This window comes from Streptomyces rapamycinicus NRRL 5491, from assembly GCF_024298965.1.
Taxonomy (GTDB): domain Bacteria; phylum Actinomycetota; class Actinomycetes; order Streptomycetales; family Streptomycetaceae; genus Streptomyces; species Streptomyces rapamycinicus.
Genome location: NZ_CP085193.1, coordinates 11,938,383 through 11,962,986 on the forward strand (window position 1 = coordinate 11,938,383; position 24,604 = coordinate 11,962,986).

Below are 24,604 nucleotides of genomic sequence, written 5' to 3' on the forward strand. Positions count from 1 at the left end.
GCCGCCTTTCATGACCGGCCCAGGCCGGTGAGATCCATTGACTCGGAGACGTAGTTCACAGGCAGGCCGGTGATGTCCTTGTCCGCCACCGTCAGCATCGGCAGCAGGAACAGCCAGTCGGCCGCGGCGTCCTTGGACAGCAGCCGGGCAGCCGCCCGCATGTAGGTGATCTGGTCCTTCTTGGTGCCCTGGTCCGCCTTCTTCAGCAACGCCCGGAATTCAGGGCTGTCGTAGCCGGTGTAGTAGCCCTTGCCCCCGAACACTGTCTGCATGTCCCGGGGCTCCAAATGGCCGATGATGGACATGTCGTAGTCGGCGTTCTTGAATACGGTGCTCAGCCAGGTGGCGGGGAACTCCAGCTGGTCGAGCTTGACCTTGAAACCGGCCTGTTCGAGCTGACTCTTGACCACGGTGCCGCACCCGATGGCATAAGGCAGCGTCGGAACGCGCAGCCGCAACGTACGGCCGGCCTCGCCGGACTCCTTGAGGAGCTTCTTGGCCTTGTCCCGGTTGTACGGATACTGGTTCGTGAGGTTCTGGTACCACGGGTCGGTCGGAGGGACCATGCTGCCGATGAGCTTGCCTCGGCCTCCCCAGCAGGTGTCCATCAGGGCTTTGTGGTCGATGGCGTAGCGGACTGCCTGACGGGCCTTCCGGTTCCGCATCGGGCCCGAGCTGTTGTTGAGGGAGAGGACCACCTCGGCGTTGGTCGAGCCCTCGATGACCTTGTACTTCGGATTGTTCTGGAACTGGAACAGAGTATCCGGGGACTGCATATCGTTGATCACGTTGATGGTGCCTGTGAGCAGCGCGTTGTTCAGGGCCGTCGGATCCTTGAAGTACTTGAGGGTGACCGACTTGAAGTGCGGTTCGCGCCCCCAGTAGCCAGCACGGCGGGCCAGCGTGATCGAGTCGCCGCGGTTCCACCTCTTCACCACATACGGGCCGGTGCCCACGGGCTCAGTGGCCAGCTTGCTCACGCCGGTCCGGCTGAACATCGCGCCGACGCGGGTGGTCATCCGGTACAGCCAGTCGTTGCTCGGCTTTTTCAGGGTGACCTTCAGTTCGGTGGGCGAGACCGCCCGCGCCGTGTCGACGACGTCCATCTGGGACTTCTGTGCCACCGTCCAGTCGGACGGGACGCGTTCGATGGAGAACTTGGCGTCCTCGGCCGTGAACCGTGCGCCATTGCTGAACGTGGCGTTCTTCACCAGCTGGAACGTGTACGTCCTGCGGTCCTTGGACAGACTCCACGACGTGGCCAGCTGGGGCCGTATCTTGCCGGACTGGTCCAGTTTCACCAGGTTCTGGTAGACGTTGTAGAGCAGTGCCTGCGGAATGGCGTTACCCGCGGTTTTGGTGAAGTCGAAGTTGGCCGGCTCGGCGGTGAGGCCGATGCTCAGGGAGTTCTTCCCCGCGCTGCCGCCGCTTGCCGTGGAACCGGCCGAGCAGGATGCCAGCAGCAGGCATGCGAGTGTGGCTGCGACCGCCCCGGTACCTCGCGTCGGCCGCCTGTGATGTTTCATGCGTTCTGTTCCTGGCCTTCCATCGCGTGCTGAACGGCTGATGCCACGTCCGCCGTGGTGGCGTTGCCGCCGAGGTCGGCCGTGTGGTGCCTGGTATCTCGCAAGGCGCCCGCCACCGCGTCGCGGACGCGGCGGGCCGCGCCGGTGTGTCCGAGGTCGTCGAGCAGCATCGCCCCGGAGAGCATGCAGGCCACCGGATTCGCCATGCCCTTCCCGGCGATGTCGGGCGCGGAGCCGTGGACGGGCTCGTAGATGCCCGGCACATCCGCGCCCGGCAGGACGTTGGCGCTTGGCGCCATGCCCATACCGCCGGCCAGCACCGCGGCGAGATCGGAGAGGATGTCGCCGAACAGGTTGCTGGTGAGCAGTACGTCGAGGGACCGCGGAGCCTGGATCATACGGGCGGCCATCGCGTCGACCAGCACGGTTTCCAGCTGGACCAGCGGGTACCGCTCGCCGACCTCACGCACCACCCGGTCCCACAGCGGATAGCCGTACCGCATCGCGTTGGACTTGGTCACCAGGCACAGGCGCCCCGACCGGCGGCCGGCCAGGGCGAAGGCATGGTGCGCCGCCCGCTCGATGGCCCGACGGGAGTGCACGGCGACCTCGATGCCGAGATCGTGCCCGCTCCCGGCATGCGCCACCCCACCGGCGCCGACGTACTCGCCCTCGGTGTTCTCGCGCACGATCACCAGGTCCACGCCATCGGTGTCGCGCACCTTGGTGGGAACGCCGGGGAAGGCGCGGACCGGGCGGAGGTTCACGGCGAGGTCGAGTTGCTGCCGCAGGCCGATGATCAGGCCCCAGATCAGTTCGTGCTCCGGCACATCGGGTCGTCCGACTGCGCCGAACAGCACCGCGTCCGTCCGCTTGACGAGGTCGGCCGCGTCGGCCGGCATCGCCGCGCCCTGCCGGAGAAACCGCTCACCTCCCCAGTCGAACGAGGTCACGTCGAGCCGGTCTCCGTCGGCCTCCAGCGCCGCCCGGAGCGTGGGCACGGTCGCCGCGACGACCTCCGGGCCGATTCCGTCTCCTGGAATGACCGCGAGCCGCACGACTTTGGTGTCCCGCGTCATGGACGCCACCTTCCGTTATCACTGGCCTGACCAGTAAGCTCACTTGCCAGGTACCGTGACGACTGAAGCTGTTCCTGTCAAGGGTTCGAACACCGCGGGAATGACGAGGGCCACCGCCCGGCGGCAGCCGGGGGAGTAAGGAGAGTGCGAGTGCTCACGGAACAGGGCCTGGCCGCCATGCCGGCCGTCGAGATGCTGGCCGGATTCGCCGATCGCACGTTGTCGCCGGTCCAGGTCCACGACGCCGTCCAATCGGTGATCGAGGCGCGCGAGAGTGTGCTCAACGCGTTCTGGGTGCGGGATCCGGACGAATCCCGCAAGGCGGCACTGGCCAGCGAGGCCCGATGGGCGGCGGGGGAACCGCTCGGGCTCATCGACGGCGTGCCCGTGACGCTCAAGGAGAACGTCGCCCGCAGGGGTGTCCCGATGCCCTCGGGCAACGCGGGGACGGAACCGGTCGTCCCCGAGGCGGACGCGCCCATCACCGCGCGCGTCGCCGAATCCGGCGGGGTGATACTCGGATCGACCGTGATGCCGGACTGGGGCATGCTCTCCTCGGGCGTCTCCAGCCGGCACGGCATTACGCGCAGCCCCTGGAACCCCGGCTGGACGACCGGCGGTTCCAGCTCCGGCGCGGGCGCCGCGGCCGCCGGGGGATACGGTCCGCTGCACGTGGGCACCGACATCGGGGGATCGATCCGGCTGCCGGGCACCTGGCTGGGCCTCGCCACGCTCAAGCCGAGCTATGGTCGGATCCCGCTGGACACCCCGTACCTGGGGCGTGCCGCCGGGCCCATGACCCGTACCGTGGCGGACGCGGCCCTGTTCATGCGGGTCCTGAGCCGGCCCGATCCCCGGGACTGGTCGAGCCTGCCGCCGCAGGACATCGACTGGTCGGCGCTGGACGGCGAGGTGCGCGGACTGCGGGTGGGAGTGCACCTGGAGGCCGGCTGCGGGGAGCCGTGCGACGCCGAGATCACCGCCGCGGTGAACCGCGCCGCCGCGGTCTTCGAGGCGGCGGGAGCCGTCGTGGAGCCGGTCGGGGAGTTCATGACCCAAGAGCTCCTGGACGACCTGGATCTGTTCTTGCGGGTGCGGTCCTGGAACGACTTCCGCGCCCTGGAGCCCGAGGCCCGGCTGCGCGTCCACCCCCACGTCATCCGGTGGTGTCAGGGGGGCGCCGATGTGCCGGGCACCAGGGTCCTCCAGTGCTACCAGCAGATCATGAGCATCCAGGCGCGGACCGTGGCGGCGACGCTCCCGTACGATCTGGTGCTCTCGCCGGTGGCGCCGGTGGCGGCCTTTCCCGCCGAGCAGCCGATGCCCTTCCCGGGGGACGAGAAGACCATGGCCCACATCGGCTTCACCGCGCCGTACAACATGTCGGGCCAGCCCGCCGCAACGGTCAACTGCGGCTTCACCGCGGACCGCCGTCCCATCGGGGTGCAGATCGCGGGCCGGCGTTTCGACGATCTCGGCGTCCTGAGGGCGGCGGCATGGTACGAACGGAACCGGCCTGCCGAGGCCGTCCCGCACTGGCCGGACAACGCCGATGGGGCGCTCACGGGGGAGAAGACGACATCGACCACACCCGAAGGGAAGAAGCCTTGAGCGACGGGGCACAGTTCCGGCAGGTCGCGCCGGTACGGCTCTACCAGCGCATCGTCGAGCAGATCGAGCAGGCGATCGTGAGCGGTGACCTCAAGCCCGGTCAACGGCTGCCGAGCGAGCGGGAGTTGGTGACGCAGTTCGGGGCCAGCCGCCCCACGGTGCGCGAGGCGCTGCGGGTGCTGGAGAGCGACGGCCTCGTCCGATCGCGCCCGGGCGACCCGAACGGCCCGGAGATCCTGCCCTTCTCGTCGGCCGGTCTGACCAAGCAGATGACCCGGCTCGTCCAGTTCGACAACGTGTCGATGGCCGAACTGATCTCGTTCCGCATGATCCTCGACGGGTCGGCGAGCTCGCTCGCGGCCCGGCTGCGGTCCGAGGAGGAGCTGTCCGCCATGGAACGGACGATCGCCGTCATGTCGGATGCGATCGAGGCGGGTTACGAGGAGTTCAGCAAGGCCGACGTCGCCTTCCACGAGGCGGTGGCCGTGGCCAGCCGCAACTCCCTCATCGAGGTCTGCAACCAGGTCGTCAGGGGCGCCGTCCTCGCGCTGATCTCGGACAAGGTCGCCCATGCGCACAACAGCGCGGCTCTCATGCGGGAGTCGCTCCGTCACCATCAGGAGGTGCTCGAGGCGATCCGGGCGGGGGACGGCCAGGCGGCGGCACACATCTCGCGGCGCAAGCTCTACGAGTACTACGCCGGCTACGTCCCCGAGGACGAGCGGGGTCCGCTGCTCGCGCTCGTGGACGACGAAGAGAGCTGACCCGGCTCCTCCCGCCCGGGGCGGGAGGAGTTCCCCTCAGTGCAGCGACCGGCCGCCGTCGACGGCGAGGGTGGCTCCGGTGAGGTAGCCGTTGGTCCCGGCCAGCACCACCGCCTCGGCGATCTCCTCGGCCGTGCCCGCCCTGCCGATCAGGTAGCCGCGGCGCTCGTCGACGTGCTCGCGCTCGCTCGGCGAGCGCTGCTCCTGAGCCGCCCTGGCCAGGGGAGTGTCGACCAGCCCTGGGCATACACAGTTCACCCGGATGCCCCGGGGGGCGAGGTCCAGTGCCATCGAGCGGCTCAGCCCCACGGCTGCGGACTTCGACGCGACATAGGCGGCCATCTCGGGGATCGGCCGCACCCCGGCGGCCGACGAGACGACCACGATCGCCGCGCCTTCGCCCATGAGGGGCAGCAGCGCCCGGCTGACCGTCCACACCCCGGTCACGTTGACCGCGAAGGCCCGGTGCCAGTCCTCCTCCGCCGTCCCGGCCGCGGTGTCCACCGCTCCGACGGCGACCGCTCCCGCGCAGTGCACCAGCAGGTCGAGGTGGCCGTGGGCGTGGGCGACCCGCTCGGCGAGCGCGTGGACGGACGCGCTGTCGGTGACGTCCACGGGCTCTTCCCCCGCGGCCGGAGCCCGGTCCGCCACCACCACGGCGGTGCCTCCCGCCCGCAGCCGCGCGGCCACGGCGGCACCGATTCCACTGGCGCCCCCCGTGACCACCGCGACGCCCGGAGTGATCCCGGCGCTCATGTGGCGTCCCGCTCGGCGAGGAGCCCCGGACGAACGCGCTCGGCGTAGTCGGCGCAGGCCAGGAACTCCGCGCGCCCGGAGGCCAGCACATGCCGGATGGTCTGCTCCAGGACCCACATCCGGGACGGCCGTCCGATGATCTGTGGGTGCATGGCGAGCATGAAGTGCGTCCCCGGCTCCTCGACCAGGCCGTCGAACTCCCGGGTCCAGGTCTCGAGCACCGCCGAGGGCGCCGACATCACCCGTCCCGCCACGCGGTTGGTGTACATGAAGACCGGGGTGTCGACGAGGGCCCAGGCGAACGGGAGCTCGACGATGCCGGTTGTGCGGTCGCGCGTGTCCAGCAGGTGGGCCGAGTCGGAGTCGAAGAGGTTGGAGGAGAACCGCATGCCGTGCTTCTCCATCAGCTTCACCGAGTGCGGGGTGAGCTCCGCGGCGGGCGAGCGCCAGCCCTGGGGCGCGCGGCCCGTCGCCCGCGTGATGGCGTCCGCGGCGAGCTGGAACTCCTCGGCCTCCTGCTCCTCGCCGAGCTGCTCCGACCAGGCGTGGGTGTGGCTGTGGTGCTCGATGGTCAGCCCGGCCTCCAGGATCGCCTCGATCTGGGCGGGGTAGCGCTCCACGACCTGGCCGGGGACGAAGAAGGTGGCCGTGACGTCGTAGCGGCGCAGCAGGGCGAGGATCCGGGGCAGTCCCACCTTCGGGCCGTAGTGTCCCTGGGACACCCAGACCGGCTTGTCCGCTCCGGCGGGGTCGCGGGCCGTCCAGAGGAGTTCGGCGTCCATGTCGAAGGTCAGCAGAACGGGCGTGGTCATCGATGTGCTCCTGGCTGGATCCGCACGGGACGTCCGTCCCTGCGGGAATTGTGGTCTGAACAGCTGCTAGGTTGAGTATGTGGCTGTGTGGGGCGCGGCCCGGGGGACGACGGGACTGGGGAGCGATGTTCACGCCGGTAGACAAGAAGCGGGCCTTCGAGGCGGTCGTCCAGCAGATCGAGTCGGCGATCTACGCCGGCGAGTACGCCCCCGGTGACTTCCTGCCGCCCGAGCGGACGCTGGTCGAGGACTTCGGGGTGGGCCGGTCCACGGTCCGCGAGGCGCTGCGGATCCTGGAGAGCATGGGCCTGGTGCGGACCAGTCCGGGCAGCCGGAGCGGGCCCGAGGTCTGCGGCTCGGTGACCCCGGGCCTGACCCGGATGCTGCGGGGCGCGGTACGGATGGAGGAGATCCCGGTGGTGGACCTCGTCCAGTACCGGATCATCGCCGGAGCCGCCGCCAACCGGCTCGCGGCTCATCTGCGGACCGATGAACACCTCGAGCGGATGGAGGCGGCGATCGAGGCGATGGAGGCCGCCACCGACGCCGCCACCTTCGCCGCGGCGGACGACGGCTTCCACGTGGTGGTCCGGGAGGCGGCCGGGAACCGTGTGCTCGGGATGGTGGGCGGCGTGATTCAGGACGCCACCCTCGATCTGGTGGCCGGGGCCGTCGGCCCAGCGGCCGGTGCGTCGCGGATGCGGCGGGAGTTCATCGCGGACCACCGCCGCATCCTCGCCGCGATCGCCGGGGGCGACGGTGACACCGCGGCCCGGCTGGCCAGCCAGACCCTGTACGACGCCTACGCCGACGCCCTCGACGAGGAGCAGCGGCACCGGCTCGCGGTGCTGCTCGAGCCGGACGTGCGGAACTCGCGCGGCCACTGAGCCCACCTCACCCGGCCGTGGCCGAACGCGTCGGCCACGGTGCGGGGCGCGGCGGGAAGACATGCCTCTGCACCGCGTCGGCCACGTCCAGGAGACGGTCCTCGGCCCCCGGGCGGCCCAGCACCTGCAGCCCCACCGGCATGCCCGCCACCGTTCCGCACGGCACCGTGATCGCCGGGTAGCCGGTGTAGTTGGCCAGGAAGGTGTACGCGACCAGCTCGCGGCGGGCGACCTCGGGCAGGGCGTCGGGCGGACCGCCCGCGCCTTCCGGTGCGATCACTCCCGTGGTGGGCGTCACCAGGAAGTCGACGTCGTCGAGCAGCGTGTCGAGGTGGTCCGCGGCGGCGTCCGCACGGCCCAGCGACTCCGAGTACCGCGCGCCGCTGACCTCGGCCGCCCGCTCGAAGTGGTGGCGTGCGTAGCCGGAGAGGAGCCGGCGCGAGGCCGCGTCGGCCATCATCCGGTCCCCTCCGGTGGCCAGCCGGTCGGCCATCATGGCGTCGTAGAAGGGCTCGGCGAACCGGGGCGTGTCCAGGCCGAGCCGGCTGTCGTCGACCTCGACGTCGTCGAGGAGGGCGAGCCGTCCCACCGCGACGCGGACCGCCTCGACCACCTCGGGGGCGGCGTCCCGGCCGCTCTCGGCGACCCAGCGCAGCCGCCACCCGGGGTGCGCGGACCGCATCAGGGCATCGCGGTCGACGAAGGTGCGGGTGCTCCGCTCGGCGTCCCACGGCCCCCGCATGGCCTGCCACATCGCACGGGCGTCCGCGGCCCGCAACGCCAGCGGGCCGGGGACGGAGAACCGGCGGGTGCCGATGAACCCGCCACCGGCCGGCGTGGCCCCACGGGACGGCTTGAGCCCGACCACACCGCACAGGGCCGCCGGAATGCGCACCGACCCTCCCCCGTCACTGCCCAGGGCGACCGGGGTCAGACCGGCGGCGACGGAGGCCGCCGCGCCCCCGCTGGACCCGCCGCAGATGCGGGCCGGGTCCCACGGGTTGAGCGTCTCCGGCTGGAGTTCGTTGACCGTGCGGATGTAGATCGCGAATTCGGGGGTGTTGGTCTTGCCGACGAGGATTCCCCCCGCGCGCCGGATGCGAGCGACCACGGGGGCGTCCCGCACCGGCACGTGTTCGGCGAACACCGCGGAGCCGAACGTCGTACGGACCTGGCCGGTCGGGTAGGTGTCCTTGACCGAGAAGGGGACCCCGTGCATCGGCCCCGGGCGATCCGGTGCCGCGTCGGCCGCCTCGGCATCGGCGAGCGCCCGCTCGGGGCAGACCGTGAGGAAGGCGTGCAGCCCGGGGTCGCGGTCGCGGATCCGGTCCAGGCTCTCCCGGGTGGCCGTCACGGCGGACCGGACCCGCTCCTTCCGCTGTGCGTCCTGCCGTACGTCCCGCTGTGTGTCAGGGGCGCTCGCCAAGGTGTTCACTCCGATCGTGGTTCGGGAATGACCGGGGGCGGTCATGACCAGCCGCCGAAGATCGACCAGCCGCCGTCAACGGCGAGGGTCTGACCCGTGACATAGGAGGCCTCGGCCGAGAGCAGGAAGCGCACGACGGTCGCGACCTCGGCGGGCGACCCGAGGCGGCGCAGCGGGGTACGCCCGAGGACGCCCCGCTCGTCGAGCAGACCGCGGGCGAAGTTGCGCTCGACCAGCGGGGTGCGGATCGTGCCCGGGGCGACCGCGTTCACCCGGATCCCGGCGGCGGCCCACTCGGCGGCAAGCTGGCGGACGAGTCCCTCGAGACCCGCCTTCACCGCGCCGTACCCCGTCCGCCCGGCCAGCGCCCGGCCCGCGGCCAGGCTCGACATCGCCACCACCGCGCCCTCACTGGCGGCCAGCAGCGGGTGGGCGGTGCGCAGCAGCCGGGCGGCGGCCTCGACGTGCACCGCCCACAGCTGATGCCAGCCCGCGTCGTCGATCTCCAGGAACGAGCGGGTCATGCCGGTGCCCGCGTTGCTGACCACCCCGTCGACGCGTCCGAAGGCCGACTCCGCGGCCTCGACGAGCGCCCGGGTGGTAGCCGGGTCGGCGACATCGCCCGCCACCGCGACACAGCCACGGCCCTCGGCCCGCACCTCCGACTCCGCCCGCGCCAGGTCGCCGTCCGCGTCGAGGCCGTGCACGACCACGTCCCAGCCGGTGCGGGCGAGCGCGAGGGCGCACGCCCGCCCGATGCCCGACGACGAGCCGGTCACCACCGCGACGGGCGCTCCCTTCCCGGCGCTCATCGATCCCGCAGCGGTTCGAAGGCCGTCTCGCGCATCCGCAGATAGACGATCAGCGTCGGGATCGCGGCGGCCATCGCCCAGAACGCCGGTGCGAGCGGGGTGCCGAGCCATGCGATCAGACCCGTCGCGATGAACGGGGCGGTCCCGCCGAAGATCGCCGAGCTGAGGTTGTACGGCAGGGCCATGCCGGAGTAGCGCAGCCGGGTCGGAAACAACTCGGTCAGGCCCGCCGTGCCAGGACCCGAGTAGCACGCCATGATCAACATGGCCGGGACCTGGGCGATCAGCGCGGCCCAGAGCGAGCCATGGGACATCAACAGGTAGATCGGGATCGCCGATACGAAGAACACGGCGGCGTGGGCGATCAGGATCGGCCGCCTGCCCACCCTGTCCGACACCCGTCCCATGACCAGCGTCAGCGCCGCGTAGGCGACCATCCCGACGACATTGGCCAGATAGGCGTCGCCGAGGCTCAGACCGGCCTCGTTGTGCAGGAACGTCGGGGTGTAGGTCAGGAACGTGTAGAAGCCGATGTTCGGCAGAGCGGTGTAGAAGAACGCGGTGAACATCGCGCCGCGCTGAGTCCGCACCGCCTCGGCGGCCGGTCGCTCGGCCACCTCACCGGCCTCGCGCAGGGCCTGGAAGTGGGGTGTGTCCGCCATCCGGAACCGGATGTAGAAGCCGATCGCGCCCAGCGGAAGCGACAACAGGAACGGGATGCGCCAGCCGCCGTTCTCCAGCGCGTCGGCCGAGCCGAGGTTGGTGATCGCCGTGACGACCAGGACGCCGGCCAGGGTCCCGGTGATGACACTGAACTGCTGCCAGCTCGACACCCGGCCGCGCCGGCCGACCGGGGCGTTCTCGGTCATCACCGTGGCCGAGCCGGTGAACTCCCCACCGGCCGAGAAACCCTGGAGCAGACGCAGCAGCACCAGGAGGGACGGCGCCGCGACCCCGGCGGCGGCGTACGTGGGCAGCAACCCCATGCCGAGGGTGCTCGCCGACACCAGGATCAGGGCCCACGCCAGTGCGGTGCGCCGGCCACGCCGGTCGCCGAGCTGCCCGAAGAACAGCCCGCCCAGCGGCCGGACCACGAAGCCGACACCGAACACCGCGAACGTCGACAGTGTCGAGGCCACGGTGGACTCGCTCGGAAAGAACAGCGACGAGATCACCGGGCTGAGCGCGGCATAGACGCCGTAGTCGTACCACTCGATGAAGTTGCCGATGCCACCGGCGACGACCGCACGGCGCGAGCTGTGGCCGGACGGCACGGTATCGGTCTGCGCCACGTTCGGGGGTCTGGCGGTCGTGGGCATATGAGCCTCCCTGAGACGTGGTTTCTGCGACCTAGCTACTGGTCGGACCAGTAGCAAAATAGGTCACCGCGCCAGGAGTGTCCAGGGTCGCGGGTCCCCGAATACCTCAGGGCATGGGAGCTCCGCGCTGCCAGGAGTCGATGACGATCAGCGTCTTCGTCTGGAGCACGCCAACCCCCTTACGGCGTAGACGATTGACCACTTTCTGCAGGTCATCGACGCTGTCGACATGCAACCTGACGAGCGCGTCCACGTCGCCGGTGAGCGTCAGCACCTCATCGACCTCCGGCAGGGTCGACGCGAACTCCACGATGTCGTGGATATCGGTATCGCCCGTGAAGCGCAGCTCGGTGACCGCCTGAAGGCCCTGACCCAGCTTCGCCTGATCCGTGGTGATCGTGTAGCCGGTGATGATTCCCGACTCCTCCAGGCGCGCGATGCGCCGGCGGACCGGCGCGGGGGAGAGCTTCACCAGGCGTGCGATGTCGCGAACGGTGCGCCGTCCGTCGGCTCGCAGCAACTCCAGGATCTGCAGATCGACCGAGTCGAGATGTACGGGTGCCGACATGCCGAAAGTGTAAGCAGTACTTCCCCCAACGATCACTCCCGACCCGGCTGGACTGCTCAGGAGGAGCGTGTTCCGCATCGCTGTGCACACTTTCGTTGTGGACGGATCGGGCCCCTGAAACGGTGTCCCGCATGTCACCGTCGACACAACCGGCAACACACGTTGCCCACTCCGAAACCGTGCAGCCATGCAGCCGGCAGGCCAGTGCCGTGCTGCGACTCGATGTCCTCGCCACGCCCCTGGCGGTCGCCCGGATCACCTCGATCCTGGCCCATCGCCAGTTCGACGTGGTCACCATGGACATCGCCGCGCCCGTCGACGGGGTGCGGCGGATCACCATCGAGGTGGACACGGCGGACGACATCAGGTTGCAGCAACTCGTCAAGTTCCTGAACCGCTCGAACGACGTCGTCAAGGTCATCCGCCTCTCCGACGACATGTCGCACAACCGGCGCGGGGCATTCGTCACGGTCACCTTCCCCGAAGGCCGGCTCGCCGAAGCCGTCGCCATCGCCCGGGCGTTCTCCGCCGAGATCGTGGAGGCCGACCGGACCCGCTGCACCGTCTTCACCGCGGCGGAGCCCGACCGTGTCGACGACCTCGTCAAGGCGCTCTCCGGCTTCACCATCCGGGAGCTCGTGATGGCGGCGCCGCTGCGGATCGCGCGCCCGCTCCGGAAGCGCACCGCCGTGGAGCGTGGCCACACCTGGGGGCAGCGATGAGTACGGACCCGGCACCCGCGGCGGCCCGCGCCGACGACGTCCTGCGGTTGGTCGATCCCGCCGGGACGCTGGACGAACGAGCGGCCGCGGGCATGCTCGACGTGACCGGCGAACTGGTACGCGGGCTGTACCGCGACATGGTGCTCGGGCGCCGCTTCGACCAGGAGGCGTACTCCCTGCAGCGTCAGGGTGAGCTCGGGCTCTGGCTGATGTCCCTCGGGCAGGAAGCGGCCCAGGCCGGGTCGATCCGCGCGCTTCGAGCGGACGACCGGGTCTTCCCGTCCTACCGCGAGCACGTGGCGGCCCTGTGCCGCGGGATCTCACCGACGGAACTGCTGTCGCAGTGGCGCGGCGCGAGCCATGGCTCATGGGATCCCGAGCGGTATCACTTCCACATCTACAGCCTTGTGCTGGCCACGCAGACACTGCACGCGGTCGGCTATGCGATGGGCGTTCGGTACGACGCCGCCGACAGCGTCGTGCTCACCTACTTCGGTGACGGCGCGTCGAGCCAGGGAGACGCCAGCGAGGCGCTCAACTGGGCGGCGGTGACATCGGCACCCATCGTGTTCTTCTGCCAGAACAACGGATGGGCGATCTCGACACCCGCGAGCAAGCAGTACGCCGGCCCGCTGAGCGGACGTGCGAAGGGATTCGGACTCGACGCGGTGTCCGTGGACGGCAACGACGTACTGGCCGTCCACGCCGCCACGCGAGCCATGGTCGAGCGGGTCCGGGCGGGCGGACCACCCGGGCTCATCGAAGCGCACACCTATCGCATGTCCGGACACAGCACATCGGACGATCCCAAGCGCTATCGCGACCACGCCGAGCTCGCCCGGTGGGAGGCACACGACCCGGTGGAACGCGTGCGCCTTCTGCTCACGGCGCGTGGCTGGGCCGACGAGGACTACTTCGCCACGGTCGCGTCCGACGCCGAGGAACTCGCGACGCGGACGCGCGGGGAGTGCCGTGCGCTTCCCGAACCGTCCCTGAGCGACACCTTCCGCAACACCTTGTGCGAGGAGACCGAGGCCCTGCGACGCGAACGCGAAGGTTTCGAGACGTATCTGGAGTCCTTCCTGTGACCACGACAGCCACTACGACCACGACGGCCGCTACGACCACTGCGACCGCGACGGCCACTACGGCCACGCTCGGACGCGCGCTGAACGAGGGCCTGCGGCAGGCGATGCGCGACGACGAGCGGGTGGTTCTGCTCGGCGAGGACATCGCCTCCCTGGGCGGGGTGTTCCGGGTGACCGATGGCCTCGCCGACGAGTTCGGCGACCGTGTCGTGGACACCCCGCTGGCCGAATCGGGAATCGTCGGGACGGCGATCGGCCTGGCCCTGCGCGGGTACCGACCGGTGTGCGAGATCCAGTTCGACGGTTTCGTCTACCCCGCCTTCGACCAGATCGTCAGCCAACTGGCGAAGATGCGGGCCCGCTCCCGCGGGCTGCTGCGGCTTCCGGTCACCATCCGGATCCCGGTGGGTGGCGGAATCGGCGCGGTCGAGCACCACAGCGAGTCGAACGAGGCGTACTTCTGCCACACGGCCGGCCTGCGCGTCGTGGCATGCGGCCACCCTCAGGACGCGTACGACATGCTCCGCGCCGCGATCGCGTGCGACGACCCCGTCATCTTCTACGAGCCGAAGCGCCGCTACTGGGACCGGGCCGAGGTCGACCTCGCCCGCCCCGTGGACGGCGACACGCTGGGGCGCGCCCGGATCCTGCGCGAGGGCACCGACGCCACCGTGGTCGCGTACGGGCCCACGGTCGCGGTCGCGCTGGGCGTGGCCGAGGTCGCCGCCACCGAAGGCCGTTCGCTGGAAGTCCTGGACCTCCGCTCGCTGTCGCCGCTCGACACCACCGAACTGTGCCGCTCGGCGTCGAAGACGGGACGCGTCGTGGTCGTCCACGAGGCGCCCGTCAACGTCGGCCTGGGCGCGGAAATCGCCGCGACGGTCATGGAGCACTGCTTCTACGACCTCGAGGCCCCCGTGGAACGGGTCGGTGGCTACAACATCCCCTATCCGCCGGCCCGAGCGGAGGGTGACTACCTGCCCGATCTCGATCGAGTTCTCGACGCCGTCGACCGGGTGTGTGCCCCGTGAAGAACCCGGCGAACCTCCCGGAGGACGCGATGCTCGTCACCAAGCACTTCCATCTCCCCGACGTCGGCGAGGGCCTCACCGAGGCCGACATCCTCGAGTGGCGCGTGGCACCCGGTGACCGGGTCGGCGTCAACGACATCATCGTGGAGATCGAGACGGCGAAGGCGGCGGTGGAGCTGCCCAGCCCGTACGCCGGGACCGTCACCGAGATCCTGTGTGCCGCCGGTGAGGCGGTGGCCGTCGGCGCGCCCATCATCGCGTTCCAGGTCGAGGACGACACCGTCCCGGGGACGGGGCCCGAACCCGACGCCACACTCCAGGAGCAAGCCGATCCGCCCGCCCCGGACGGTGCCCGGGACGAGCAGCCGTCCGCCCCTGCCCGCGAGCCCGTCCTGGTCGGCTATGGGCCGGCCCACGCCCGGACGGCGCGCCGCCCGCGCAAGAGCAAGCCCGCGCCACCGGCCGTCACACCGTCCAGCGGGAAATCCCTCGCGACCCCGCCGGTGCGCAAGCTCGCCCGCGACCTCGGAGTCGACCTGGCCCTGGTGACCGCCACGGGCGCGTCGGGCCGCATCACCCGCGAGGATGTCCACCGCCTCGCCGAGCGGCGGGCAACCCCGTCGAACGCCCCTGGCCCCGCCCGTGACGACGTGGTGCGCACGCCGATCCGCGGAGTGCGCAAACACACCGCGGAGGCCATGGTCAAGAGCGCTTTCACCGCTCCGCACGTCACGGAATGGGTCACCGTCGACGTGACGCGGTCCCTCAAACTGCTGAAGCGGGCACGCGCCGACAAGGCGTTCGACGGGGTGCGCCTGACACCGCTGTGTCTCGTCCTCAAGGCGGTGCTGACCGCCATCGCGCGGCATCCCGGGATCAACGCGAAGTGGGACGCCGAGGCCGGTGAGATCGTCCAGTACTCCGACGTCAATCTCGGTGTCGCCGCGGCGACACCGCGAGGGCTCATCGTCCCCAACATCGCCGCCGCCCAGCGGCTCTCCCTGCGTGAGATCGCCCTGGCGCTCACCGACCTCGTCGAGCAGGCCCGCGCCGGCAAGACGACACCGGAGCGGATGAGGAACGGGACGTTCACGATCACCAACATCGGAGTCTTCGGCATCGACGGCGGAACACCGATCCTCAACCCCGGCGAGGCGGCGATCCTCTGCTTCGGCCAGGTGCGGCGAACGCCGTGGGAACACAAGGGACGCGTACGGCTGCGCGACACCACGACCCTCGCCCTGTCGTTCGACCACCGTCTCGTCGACGGCGAACTCGGTTCGCTCGTCCTGCGCGACATCGCCCGCTTCCTGGAACGGCCCGACCTGATGGTCCTTCACCGCTGACCGGCCGTCCTGGACGTGCTTCAACGCCGGGTGAGCAGGTCTTCCAGGGCTCGCAACGCCGTGGCGTTGTCGGCCCGGCGGCGTTTGTGCTCCACCCAGTAGATGGTCCGGTCGGGTGGCCCGTCGCGCAGCGGGACGACACGGCATCCGGTTCGCGCCTTCAGGTCGTCGGCCATGAAGGAGGGGGCCACCGTCCAGCAGTCCGGGGTGCGCAGCAGCGGTGGCAGCGTATGCACCATGGTGACGGTGTGGACGGGCTCCCGCAGCAGGTTCCGCTCCCGCCACAGGTCGTAGTCGGGACCCCAGGGCAGATATATCTCGTTCGACCGGGACAGCGCGGAGAGCGGCAGCGCCCCGGCCGATTCCGGGTGTTCGCCGTCGATCGATGGTGAGTTGACGGCGGCGAGCATCGGATATCGCGCGAGTGGACGCACCCGGAGGTCGGTGTGGACAGGCTCGTAGAAGACGAAGGCGACGTCGAGATGGCCGGCGACGACGCGGTCGCACAGCGCTGTGCTGCGCCCGCTTTCCAGGGTGAGCCGCAACTGGGGGAGCCGGGTGCGCAGTTCTCCGACGAGTGAGTCGAACACATAGATGCTGATGGCGTCGGCGCCGCCCACGGACAGGGCCGCGTCCGGCGCCTCGCGGATCCGGGCGGCCTCGCCGACGAGTCGCTCCCACTGCTCGGCGAGCTCGCGGTAGCGCTCACCCGCGACGGTCAGCCCGATCCCCTTCGCTCCCCGTGCCCGGAGGACAAGACGCCGCCCCAGGCGCTTTTCCAGCCGTTCCAGCCGGTAACTCACGGTCGACTGGGAGGTGTGCACGATCCGGGCGGCTTGGGCGAGGCTTCCCGAGCGGGCGATCGCGAGGAAAGTCTCGACCTCCTCTACGACGAACATATCGATCCCGTCGATATTCGGTCTCGAAAACTTGAGCGTGACAGGCATCTTAAGCCCGACCTAACGTGTGTCCACCGGCCGGAGACCTACGTCACATCCGACTGCCGATTCCCATGGGGAGATGAGACACCGTGGACACGCGCGAAGTCCCCCTGGACGACCTGCCCACCTGCCGATTCCATCGCAAGGTCGCCTTCGTCGCGGCGGGCGGCCCCTTCTGCGACGGCTATCTCCTCGGCATCATCGCGGTGGCACTGCCCACGATCGCCACGGACCTGGGAATGGGCTCGCTGGGCGAGGGACTCATCGGTGCCTCGGCGCTGATGGGCATGTTCCTCGGCGGCCTGATCTTCGGCCCGCTCACCGACCGGCTCGGACGCAGCGGCATGTACACCGTGAACCTCTTGGTGTTCGTGGTGTGTTCCGCGCTCCAGTTCTTCGCCGGGGACGCCGTGTCCCTGTTCCTCATGCGCTTCGTCATGGGGGTCGCGCTCGGCGCCGACTACCCCATCGCCACGGCCCTGGCCACCGAATTCCTGCCCCGGCGGCTGCGCGGGCCGGTGCTCGCCTCGCTGGTGCTGGTCCTATGGGTGGGTTTCACCGCGAGCTACGCCGTCGGCTATCTGATGGCCGGTCTCGGTGACGGGGCCTGGCGCTGGATGCTGGCCAGTGCGGCCGTCCCCTCGTTCGTCTTCCTGCTGCTGCGGCTGGGCACCCCCGAGTCCCCGCGCTGGCTGCTGAGCGTCGGCCGCATCGACGAGGCGCGCGCCGTCGTCGCCGAACACCTGGGGCCGCGGGCCGACTTCGAGGCGCTGGCCGCCGAGACGCGCGCCGTCCCCGTGCGGAAGGGCCCGGCCCTGAGCGGCATCGGTGAGCTGTTCCGCCGCGGCTACGGGCCGATGGTGGCGTTCTGCTCGATCTTCTGGGTCTGCCAGGTGGCACCCTCGTTCGCGGTGAAGACCTTCCAGCCGCAGCTGCTCACCTCGCTCGGGGTCGACAACGCGCTGGGGGCCAGTGTGCTGGTGCAGTCGTTCGCGATCGTGGGCACCGCCCTCGGCATGCTCGTCATCAACGCCCTCGGCCGCAGGACGCTGCTGCTCGTCTCCACGGCCGTGTTCACCGTGGCGCTGCTGGTCCTCGGGATCAATCCATGGGCCACCAGCGGGCTGGTGATCACGCTGTTCATCGTGTTCAACCTGGCCGAGGCGGCCGGTGCCGCGCTGCAGTTCGTCTACCCCAATGAGCTGTTCCCCACCGATCTGCGCGGCACGGGCATGGGCGTGGCCACTGCCGTGAGCCGCATCGGATCGGCCACGGGCACCTTCCTCCTGCCCCTCACCACCGACCGATGGGGCACCTGCACCGGCCTTTACATCGCGGCGGGCATCGGAGCGGTCGGGTTCGCCGTCTCGTGGCGCATGGCGCCGGAAACCCGCCGGCTCAGCCTCGCCCAGGCGAGCGGGGCCGAGGAGCGGGACCGCGGACCGCGGCAGCAGGCCGACACCACGCGACCGGGCCGGCCGGCCCGATAGCCCACCTCAAACCGCAGAGAGACCACAACGAGCAAGGAGACTCATGCCACCCCTCCCTTTCCCCTCCTCCGCCCATGTGGTGGTCGTCGGCGCCGGCATCCTCGGCACGACGCTGGCCAGGCAGCTCGCCCTGAGCGGCGCCCGCGTGACCGTCCTGGACCGCGAGGGTCCCGCGGCCGGGGCCACGTCCGCCGCCTTCGCCTGGCTCACCAACCAGACGTACTTCCGCAACGGCACCTCGCTGTCGGACGGCACGTCCCGGCACTACTTCGGACTGCACCGTCTCGCCCTCGGCGCCTGGCGGCGGCTGCACCACGAGCTCGGCGAGGCCCTGGCGGTCCGCTGGGGCGGAACGGTGCAGCTCGCACCCGGCCACGGCGCGGAACACGACCTTCTCCGCGGCGACCTGCGCCGGCGGCTGGCCTGGGGCAGCCCCTCCCGTGCCATCACCGCCACCGAGGCCGGGGAACTGCTCCCCGGCGCCGTCGTCGCCGAGGAAGCGGTCGGCTTCTTCACACCCGACGAGGGCTCCGTCGACCCCGCCAAGGCCGTCGCCGCACTGGTGGACGCCGGGACGAGGCTCGGGGTGGACTTCCGCTACGGCGCCGACGTCACGGCTGTCGAGGGCGCCGGGGACCGCGCCCGCGCCGTGGTCACCTCGAACGGGCGGATCGAGTGCGACCACGTGGTCGTCGCCTGCGGCGCGGACTCACCCGCACTGCTGGAACCGCTGGGCATCACCGCGCCGCTGGTCGATTCCTCCGGCACCATCGTCCATCTCGCCCCGCTGCCGCCCTTCCTGGAGCGGGTACTGCTCGCCCCGGACTTCCACGCCATCCAGCGCACGGACGGACGGGTGGTGCTGGCCAGGCACTACACCGGAACCCCGGTCTCCGACCCGGCGGGGCTGGACGGCGAGGGGCTCCTGGCCGACGCGGCCACGGTGCTGCCGCCACTGCGGCGGGCGGAGATCGAGAAGGTCACCGTCGGGCGCCGCATCGTTCCCGCCGACGGCCTGCCCGTCATCGGCCGCAGCCCCCTGTATCCCAACGTCCACAGCGTCACCACGAACGCGGGTATCACCCTCGGCCCCTGTCTCGCCCAACTGCTGGCCACGGAGGTCCTGGACGACGTCAGCGTGGACGTGCTGGACCCGTACCGGGCGACCCGGTTCACAGCGGTCGGCGAATGAGCCACGCGGCTCGGGACGACCGGACGGGCCCGCCCCGCCCGGTCGCCGGTATGCCTACAGCCGAGCACCGCGCAGCCAGCGCAGTGACGCGAGACCCAGCGCGGTCATCATGGCCACGATGTTGGGATCGGCGTCCGGCCCGGCCGCGGCAGCGGTCCGCAGGAGGAAACCGGCGTGCAGGGCGAGCATCTCGTTGATCCGGGCGGGGTCGAGATCGCGGGTCAGCGGGTGGTTCTCGGCGATCGGCCGCGGGTCCACACCGCTGAGGGATGCGCTCGACATCAGGGTGACCGCGTCACAGTGACGGGGGCCGATCCAGGCGTGCGGCCAGTCGACGGCGAAGACACGGTCCGCGGTCAGCATGATGTTGAACGGGTACAGGTCTCCATGCAGGAGAGTGGCGCCTTCCAGCGAAGCGTTCTCCTCCAGGGCGACGAGTTGGTCGAAATGGCGGGCCGCCCACGGTGACAGCTCCTCGACCTTGTCCCTGAGCGCGGCGTCGTCCGCCATCGCCGACCACCCTCCGAGGCGCGGCTTGCCCAAGATCGCCTCGGTCACCGGCGATGGCGTCAGGACCTCCGCCATGTCGGTGACCGCCGCGAGCACTCTGTCGAGTTCCTCCCGCCGCCACGGCTGGGCGGGCAGATGTCCCACGACCTCCTCGAAGGCCAGCACGACCCAGGTACCGTCGTCGTACGCGTCGAGCAACCGCGGCGCGGGCACCTCCCTGGGAAGCCGCTCGGACACGGCGATCTCCCGGCGGTGGAAGTCCGCCACCGCCGGTGCCACCGGTGAGTCGGCCGCCTTGATGAAGGCACGCTTGCCGTTCTCCAGACGCACTCGTGCGGCGAGACCTTCGGAGAAGCCGCCCCGCTGGCTGACCGCATGGGCCACCGGGCTGCCGAGCAGCTGCCCGATCCGAGCCGTCACCTCGCGCGGCATCGCCGCCCAGTCCATCCGCCGGCTGCCTGTGGCCTCGGGCAGGCCCGGGCTCGCCGAAACGAGTCGGTCGTCGGGATCACGTGTCATGGCCGGCTCCGAGGTCGCCCTTCACCGTTCTGTGCTCTCTGTCACCGCGTAACCGGGCACGGACGGCCATCGGACGGTCAGCACCACCGACTCCTCCTCCGCGAACCACGAATGGTCGACTCCGTGCCCCCACACGACGTAGTCACCCTGCTCTTCCAGAAGAACGTCGTGGCCGGGGAGTGCCACGCGGAAACGGCCGCTGATCAGGACCAGGAGAGCCGTGCGTTCCTCGCCCCGCACCCACTCCGCTCGTTCGTCGCCACGGGGGTGGACGCCCCATTTGATCTCCACGGCCTCGCTGTGGCGGGGATCGCCGGCGTCCTTGAAGTGTCCGAGGAGCCACCCCCGGTCCAGTGCCGCGTCCTTGCCCGCATTGCCCACGTACACGCTGTCGCTCACGGCCGGACGCTAGCAGCTCCTCGGGTGCGCATCCCGGCATCCCCGTGGCTGTCGCGTCCTAATCGTACGTCGGCCGGGGGCGGGGCCGGAGGACGGTGCCCAGGACGTGTGCCGTGGGGAAGTAGCCCACCTCACGGGAGTCGTAGCTGTTGTGGGTGTTGTCGCCCAGGAGGACCAGCGCTCCGGGCGGGACGGAACCACCGGCGGCGCAGGGCCCCGGGAGCGCTCCCGGGGGCGGTCGGTCGCCCGCCACCGCCGCCACACGCTTGATCATCCAGTCTTGTGCGGTACCGACGGCCGCTACCGCCCGGCTCGGGGTGGGTGACGAGCGCCCGTCGTCCCCTTGCCGCACGACGACCACCTGCCCGGCCGCGTACCGGCCGCCGCGCCGCACCAGCACTCGCTCCCCGTCACGGTACGTGGGTTCCATGCTCCCGCCCCGTACGGTCACGACCACGAGTGTCCGCCGCAGCACCGTTCCCGTGATGAGAGCCGTCCCCAGGGCCGCCCCCAGCCCCAGTGCTGTCAGACCCATCACACGGCCTCTTCCGGCGCCACCGGGGACTCCTCGGCGGAGAGCTGATAGCCACCGGCCTGGAGTGTGAAGAGCCGCGCGTACTCGCCGCCCGCCGCCATCAGCAGGGTGTGGTTCCCCCGCTCGGCGACCCGCCCGTCCTTGAGTACGACGATGATGTCCGCGTCCCGCAGCGCACTGAGCCGGTGCGAGATCAGCAGGCTGGTACGGGTGCTCCGCTCGCTCCGCAGGGTCGCGTGGATCTCGTGCTCCGCCTCCGCGTCGAGCCCGGCCGATGGCTCGTCGAGGATCATCAGTTCGCGGCGCGTGCACGCATCGCGCAGGAAGGCCCGTGCCAGCGCCAGCCGTTGCCACTGACCGCCGGAGAGGACCACCCCCGTCTCCGGGTTGCCCTTGTCCTCCTCGGTGAAGAACATCCGGGTCAGCAAGGTGTCGTAGCCCCGGGGCAGTGCGGACAGCTGGCGGTCGATTCCGGCCCGTTGGGCCGCCTGACGCATCCGCTCACGCGACCGGTCCCGATCCGCCAGTACGGTGAGGTCGCCGAGTGCGATGTTCTCCGCCGCCGTCATGTCGTACTGCATATAGTCCTGGAACACCGCGCCCACGCGCTCCCGCAACCGCGCCGGATCGACCTCACGGATGTCCACGCCGTCCCACAGGATCGCGCCGCGCGTCGGGTCGTAGAACCGGCAGAGCAGCTTCACCAGAGTGGACTTGCCCGCCCCGTTGAGCCCGACGAGGGCCAGCGCACGGCCCTGCGGAAGGTGCAGGTCGACGCCGCGCAGCACCCATGGGAGGTCGGGAGAGTAGCGGAACCAGACGTCCCGGAGCTCGATTCCGTGGCGCAGTACCGGCAACGGGCGGGGCCGGTCCGCGACCGGGAGGTCCGAGGTGGCCCGCGTCACCGCCGTGTAGTGATCGAACATCAGCAGCGTCTGATGGCCCTGCGCGGCATCGCCCGCCAACGAGGTCAGCGCCCCCTGCACACCGGCGATCGCGGCCACGAACATGGTCACATCGCCCACCGACAGCGCCCCGCCACGCGCCGCGAGGACCGCCCAGAGCAGTCCACCGCCGGAGACCAGCGCCGCCAGTCCGCCCAGCCCCGTCTGTACGGCGATTTCTCGCCGGTCCATGGCCCGCTTCGCGGCGTTGGCCGTACGCCGTTCCGTCAGCATCCGCTCGCGCAGAAACCGGCCGATGCCGAAGAGCCGGACCTCCTTGGCCGCCTCCACACTGGACAGCAGATCGGCGTAGAAGAACTCCCGCCGCTCGACCGGCCCGACCTCCCACAGCATCCGCGCCCGCCGCCGTGCCAGTGCCACTTCCGACCACAGCACGGGCGCCCCCGCCACCAGCAGAATCCCGGCCATCACGGGGCTGACGAGGAAGAGCGAACCGAGGAAGCCACCGATGGTCACCCCGGCGCGCACGACGCCCAGGATGCTCTCCGCGACATGGGTGGCCGTCTCGTGGCCCGCCTGCTGGGCCAGCCGCAGGCGGTCCAGGAAGTGCGGGTTCTCGAACTTCCCCAGCCCGACGAACCCGTCGACGGCGGCGAACAGCCGGTCCTGCATCTCCAGCCCCACCCGGCGGTCCAGCTCCGCTCGCGCGTAGCGCATGGCCTGCGAGGCCACCACCGCCGTCACACCGAGGCCGGCCATCGCGATACCGGGCCACAGCAGCGTGTTCGGGTCACCGCTCGCCAGATCGTCCAGGACCAGCTTCATCAACCAGGCCGTCACCACCGGCAACGCGCTCACCAGCAGCGACAGCCCTATGTGGAGCAGCAGGGTGCCGGGGGCGGCGCGGGCGGTGACCGCGCAGACGGCGGCGAGCCGCCGCAGTGCGACCACGGCGCGCCCCGAGTGCCCGGAAGGGGCAGAAGGGGTGTCGGAGGGGACGCGGTCGGTGTCCGCCGCCGACTCCTCGTGGCCGCCTCGCCCGCGCACGCCGCTCACACCGGAAGCGTCGGCCGGGACAGGTCCACCGCGTCGTCGGTGACCACGACATCGCCCCCGTCGTCCGGCGCGACCATGAGCACCGTGGGGAACGCCATGATCTCGAACGCCGCGCCCATGGGTTCCTCGTTGCGGGTCTGGGTCACGACCTTCGCCACCGATCGCAGTTCGGCGACCATGGGCGCGGCCAGGTCCGCATCGCCCACCACGGCGGCCAGCACCCGATCGCGTCCGCCGGGCATCGTACGGGCGTACTCCATGAACTTCGGCAGCTGCTCCTTGCACGGTCCGCAGGTCGGCGTGAAGAAGCCCACCAAGGTGGTCCCGGTCATCGTGGCACGGCCCAACGGCTCGCCGTCCACGGTGTGGGTGGCGAAGTCACCCACCGGCTCGCCGAGTTCGATCGCCGACCGTGGCCGGTCGACGGCCCTCGCCGCCAGCAGTTCGCCGTGCTCCCGCAGGCGCTTGATCACGCCCAGGGTGAGGATCAGGTCCAGCGAACACAGTGCCCCCACGAGCACCACGGCGCTGATCAGGACTGGCATGGTTCCTCCCGGATGTCCCGGATGTTCCGGATGGCCTTCGGATGGTGTGCGCGCGTCGGATCGGGGGCCCGCCGGGCCCTGGACGGGCCGAACAGCTCGGCCAGGTCGTCGAGTACGGTCACCAGGGCACCCGCGACGAGCCCGGCCACCGCCGCCACGATGGCTCCCGTCGCCGTCGCCGGCGCCTGGTCCGCCAGTGTCATCAGGCCGGCCGCCGCCGCGACGGTGGTCAGCAGCACATTGCGGAGGAGATGGCGGCGGCCGAGCGGGGCGGCAGAGGCCCCGAAACACCGGCAGGTGGCGCCCGTTCCCCGCCGTATCGTCCGGGCTATCGCCGCCGCGAAAACGCTCAACAGCCCTGCCGCGAGGGCCAGTCCGGCCACGGTGGCGCCGTCCGACTCCACGATGAGCAGGGCACAGACCGCGCCCTCCGCGCCGACCACGGCCCATGCCGCGGGTCCGACCAGCCGCGGTGGCACCACTCCCATGGCGGGCAGCGATTCCACGAAGGCCGTGAACCTGCCCCGCCCCGCCGACTTGCTCGCGAAGGCGATCAGGAAGACCACGCCGATCATGGCCCGGACCGCGATCACCAGATACTGCACGGCAACCCTTTCAATCGAGGTAGGGGTGCGGGCTGAGCGTGAAGGCGGCCCCCGGATGCCCCCGTGGCCACTCGGGGGCCGCCTGCCCGCTGTCGTTCAGCGGTGCGCCGCGTACGCCGTCGGCCAGGAGCGGACGGCGGTCAGCGCGGCCGTGCGTGGT

Annotated in this window: 24 protein-coding genes; 9 read left to right on the forward strand and 15 right to left on the reverse strand. The window is 70.8% G+C overall.

The features are described from left to right. Positions 1–8: 8 nt before the first annotated feature. Both LIV37_RS49120 and LIV37_RS49125 read right to left on the reverse strand, forming a co-directional pair. Positions 9–1,526 carry an ABC transporter substrate-binding protein gene (locus LIV37_RS49120; RefSeq protein WP_020874548.1) on the reverse strand — a complete coding sequence of 506 codons (1,518 nt, stop codon included), beginning with the start codon at positions 1,524–1,526 and terminating at the stop codon, positions 9–11. Beyond that, entirely contained in the window at positions 1,523–2,605 is a 1,083-nt protein-coding gene (locus LIV37_RS49125; protein WP_020874549.1) for an isocitrate/isopropylmalate dehydrogenase family protein, read from the reverse strand. The genes LIV37_RS49120 and LIV37_RS49125 overlap by 4 nt, the downstream gene beginning before the upstream one ends. A 150-nt stretch (positions 2,606–2,755) precedes the next feature. Between LIV37_RS49125 and LIV37_RS49130 the strand changes: the two genes are divergently transcribed. Both LIV37_RS49130 and LIV37_RS49135 read left to right on the forward strand, forming a co-directional pair. After that, on the forward strand, positions 2,756–4,216 hold the full coding sequence (locus tag LIV37_RS49130; RefSeq protein ID WP_020874550.1) for an amidase: 1,461 nt from the start codon (positions 2,756–2,758) through the stop codon (positions 4,214–4,216). Next, positions 4,213–4,980, forward strand: a complete 768-nt coding sequence (locus LIV37_RS49135; protein ID WP_020874551.1) for a FadR/GntR family transcriptional regulator — start codon at positions 4,213–4,215, stop codon at positions 4,978–4,980. The genes LIV37_RS49130 and LIV37_RS49135 overlap by 4 nt, the downstream gene beginning before the upstream one ends. Before the next feature lie 36 nt (positions 4,981–5,016). On the opposite strand, the gene LIV37_RS49140 is transcribed toward LIV37_RS49135, so the two are convergent. Together LIV37_RS49140 and LIV37_RS49145 are read right to left on the reverse strand one after the other, a co-directional pair. Then, positions 5,017–5,736: an SDR family NAD(P)-dependent oxidoreductase gene (locus LIV37_RS49140; RefSeq protein ID WP_020874552.1), complete on the reverse strand. Its 720-nt coding sequence runs from the start codon at positions 5,734–5,736 to the stop codon at positions 5,017–5,019. Then, positions 5,733–6,548, reverse strand: a complete 816-nt coding sequence (locus tag LIV37_RS49145) for a polysaccharide deacetylase family protein (RefSeq protein WP_020874553.1) — start codon at positions 6,546–6,548, stop codon at positions 5,733–5,735. Before LIV37_RS49145 ends, LIV37_RS49140 begins: the two co-directional genes overlap by 4 nt. Before the next feature lie 125 nt (positions 6,549–6,673). Between LIV37_RS49145 and LIV37_RS51960 the strand changes: the two genes are divergently transcribed. Further along, complete coding sequence (locus tag LIV37_RS51960) at positions 6,674–7,435, forward strand: FadR/GntR family transcriptional regulator (protein ID WP_020874554.1); 762 nt, start codon at positions 6,674–6,676, stop codon at positions 7,433–7,435. Between the two features lie 7 nt (positions 7,436–7,442). On the opposite strand, the gene LIV37_RS49160 is transcribed toward LIV37_RS51960, so the two are convergent. From LIV37_RS49160 to LIV37_RS49175, 4 genes are all read right to left on the reverse strand, one after another. Beyond that, the gene (locus LIV37_RS49160; protein ID WP_158634996.1) at positions 7,443–8,861 is read right to left on the reverse strand and encodes an amidase; all 1,419 of its coding nucleotides are present in this window, start codon (positions 8,859–8,861) and stop codon (positions 7,443–7,445) included. Between the two features lie 41 nt (positions 8,862–8,902). Then, positions 8,903–9,673 carry an SDR family NAD(P)-dependent oxidoreductase gene (locus LIV37_RS49165; protein WP_020874556.1) on the reverse strand — a complete coding sequence of 257 codons (771 nt, stop codon included), beginning with the start codon at positions 9,671–9,673 and terminating at the stop codon, positions 8,903–8,905. Beyond that, positions 9,670–10,992 carry an MFS transporter gene (locus LIV37_RS49170; RefSeq protein ID WP_020874557.1) on the reverse strand — a complete coding sequence of 441 codons (1,323 nt, stop codon included), beginning with the start codon at positions 10,990–10,992 and terminating at the stop codon, positions 9,670–9,672. Before LIV37_RS49170 ends, LIV37_RS49165 begins: the two co-directional genes overlap by 4 nt. A gap of 106 nt (positions 10,993–11,098) precedes the next feature. Continuing rightward, entirely contained in the window at positions 11,099–11,560 is a 462-nt protein-coding gene (locus LIV37_RS49175; protein ID WP_020874558.1) for an Lrp/AsnC family transcriptional regulator, read from the reverse strand. Positions 11,561–11,769: 209 nt separating this feature from the next. Between LIV37_RS49175 and ilvN the strand changes: the two genes are divergently transcribed. The 4 genes from ilvN to LIV37_RS49195 are packed head-to-tail and all read left to right on the forward strand — an operon-like array spanning position 11,770 to position 15,747. Further along, on the forward strand, positions 11,770–12,282 hold the full coding sequence (gene ilvN / locus LIV37_RS49180; protein WP_020874559.1) for an acetolactate synthase small subunit: 513 nt from the start codon (positions 11,770–11,772) through the stop codon (positions 12,280–12,282). Further along, positions 12,279–13,370: a thiamine pyrophosphate-dependent enzyme gene (locus LIV37_RS49185; RefSeq protein WP_020874560.1), complete on the forward strand. Its 1,092-nt coding sequence runs from the start codon at positions 12,279–12,281 to the stop codon at positions 13,368–13,370. Before ilvN ends, LIV37_RS49185 begins: the two co-directional genes overlap by 4 nt. Beyond that, positions 13,367–14,401: an alpha-ketoacid dehydrogenase subunit beta gene (locus LIV37_RS49190; protein ID WP_202979691.1), complete on the forward strand. Its 1,035-nt coding sequence runs from the start codon at positions 13,367–13,369 to the stop codon at positions 14,399–14,401. The genes LIV37_RS49185 and LIV37_RS49190 overlap by 4 nt, the downstream gene beginning before the upstream one ends. Positions 14,402–14,430: 29 nt before the next feature. Next, positions 14,431–15,747, forward strand: coding sequence for a dihydrolipoamide acetyltransferase family protein (locus tag LIV37_RS49195; RefSeq protein WP_121826687.1), 1,317 nt, complete (start codon positions 14,431–14,433; stop codon positions 15,745–15,747). Positions 15,748–15,767: 20 nt separating this feature from the next. Here LIV37_RS49195 and LIV37_RS49200 read toward each other — a convergent pair whose 3' ends face one another. After that, complete coding sequence (locus tag LIV37_RS49200; protein ID WP_020874563.1) at positions 15,768–16,646, reverse strand: LysR family transcriptional regulator; 879 nt, start codon at positions 16,644–16,646, stop codon at positions 15,768–15,770. 131 nt (positions 16,647–16,777) lie between these two features. On the opposite strand from LIV37_RS49200, the gene LIV37_RS49205 reads away from it, so the two are divergent. Together LIV37_RS49205 and LIV37_RS49210 are read left to right on the forward strand one after the other, a co-directional pair. Continuing rightward, positions 16,778–18,178, forward strand: a complete 1,401-nt coding sequence (locus LIV37_RS49205) for an MFS transporter (protein ID WP_020874564.1) — start codon at positions 16,778–16,780, stop codon at positions 18,176–18,178. Between the two features lie 43 nt (positions 18,179–18,221). Continuing rightward, the gene (locus tag LIV37_RS49210; RefSeq protein WP_020874565.1) at positions 18,222–19,370 is read left to right on the forward strand and encodes an NAD(P)/FAD-dependent oxidoreductase; all 1,149 of its coding nucleotides are present in this window, start codon (positions 18,222–18,224) and stop codon (positions 19,368–19,370) included. 54 nt (positions 19,371–19,424) lie between these two features. Here the strand turns inward: LIV37_RS49210 and LIV37_RS49215 are convergent, their stop codons facing one another. Genes LIV37_RS49215 through LIV37_RS49240 form a run of 6 tightly spaced genes read right to left on the reverse strand, consistent with a single transcriptional unit; the run spans position 19,425 to position 24,444 of the window. Beyond that, complete coding sequence (locus LIV37_RS49215; protein WP_020874566.1) at positions 19,425–20,399, reverse strand: phosphotransferase family protein; 975 nt, start codon at positions 20,397–20,399, stop codon at positions 19,425–19,427. 21 nt (positions 20,400–20,420) lie between these two features. Further along, positions 20,421–20,798, reverse strand: coding sequence for a cupin domain-containing protein (locus LIV37_RS49220; protein WP_020874567.1), 378 nt, complete (start codon positions 20,796–20,798; stop codon positions 20,421–20,423). 58 nt (positions 20,799–20,856) lie between these two features. Beyond that, on the reverse strand, positions 20,857–21,333 hold the full coding sequence (locus tag LIV37_RS49225; protein ID WP_020874568.1) for a S26 family signal peptidase: 477 nt from the start codon (positions 21,331–21,333) through the stop codon (positions 20,857–20,859). Then, complete coding sequence (locus LIV37_RS49230; RefSeq protein ID WP_020874569.1) at positions 21,333–23,294, reverse strand: ABC transporter ATP-binding protein; 1,962 nt, start codon at positions 23,292–23,294, stop codon at positions 21,333–21,335. Before LIV37_RS49230 ends, LIV37_RS49225 begins: the two co-directional genes overlap by 1 nt. Further along, a complete protein-coding gene (locus LIV37_RS49235) occupies positions 23,291–23,839 on the reverse strand; it encodes a thioredoxin domain-containing protein (RefSeq protein ID WP_020874570.1) in 549 nt (182 codons plus the stop codon). Before LIV37_RS49235 ends, LIV37_RS49230 begins: the two co-directional genes overlap by 4 nt. Then, complete coding sequence (locus LIV37_RS49240) at positions 23,827–24,444, reverse strand: MauE/DoxX family redox-associated membrane protein (RefSeq protein WP_020874571.1); 618 nt, start codon at positions 24,442–24,444, stop codon at positions 23,827–23,829. The genes LIV37_RS49235 and LIV37_RS49240 overlap by 13 nt, the downstream gene beginning before the upstream one ends. Positions 24,445–24,604 lie beyond the last annotated feature (160 nt).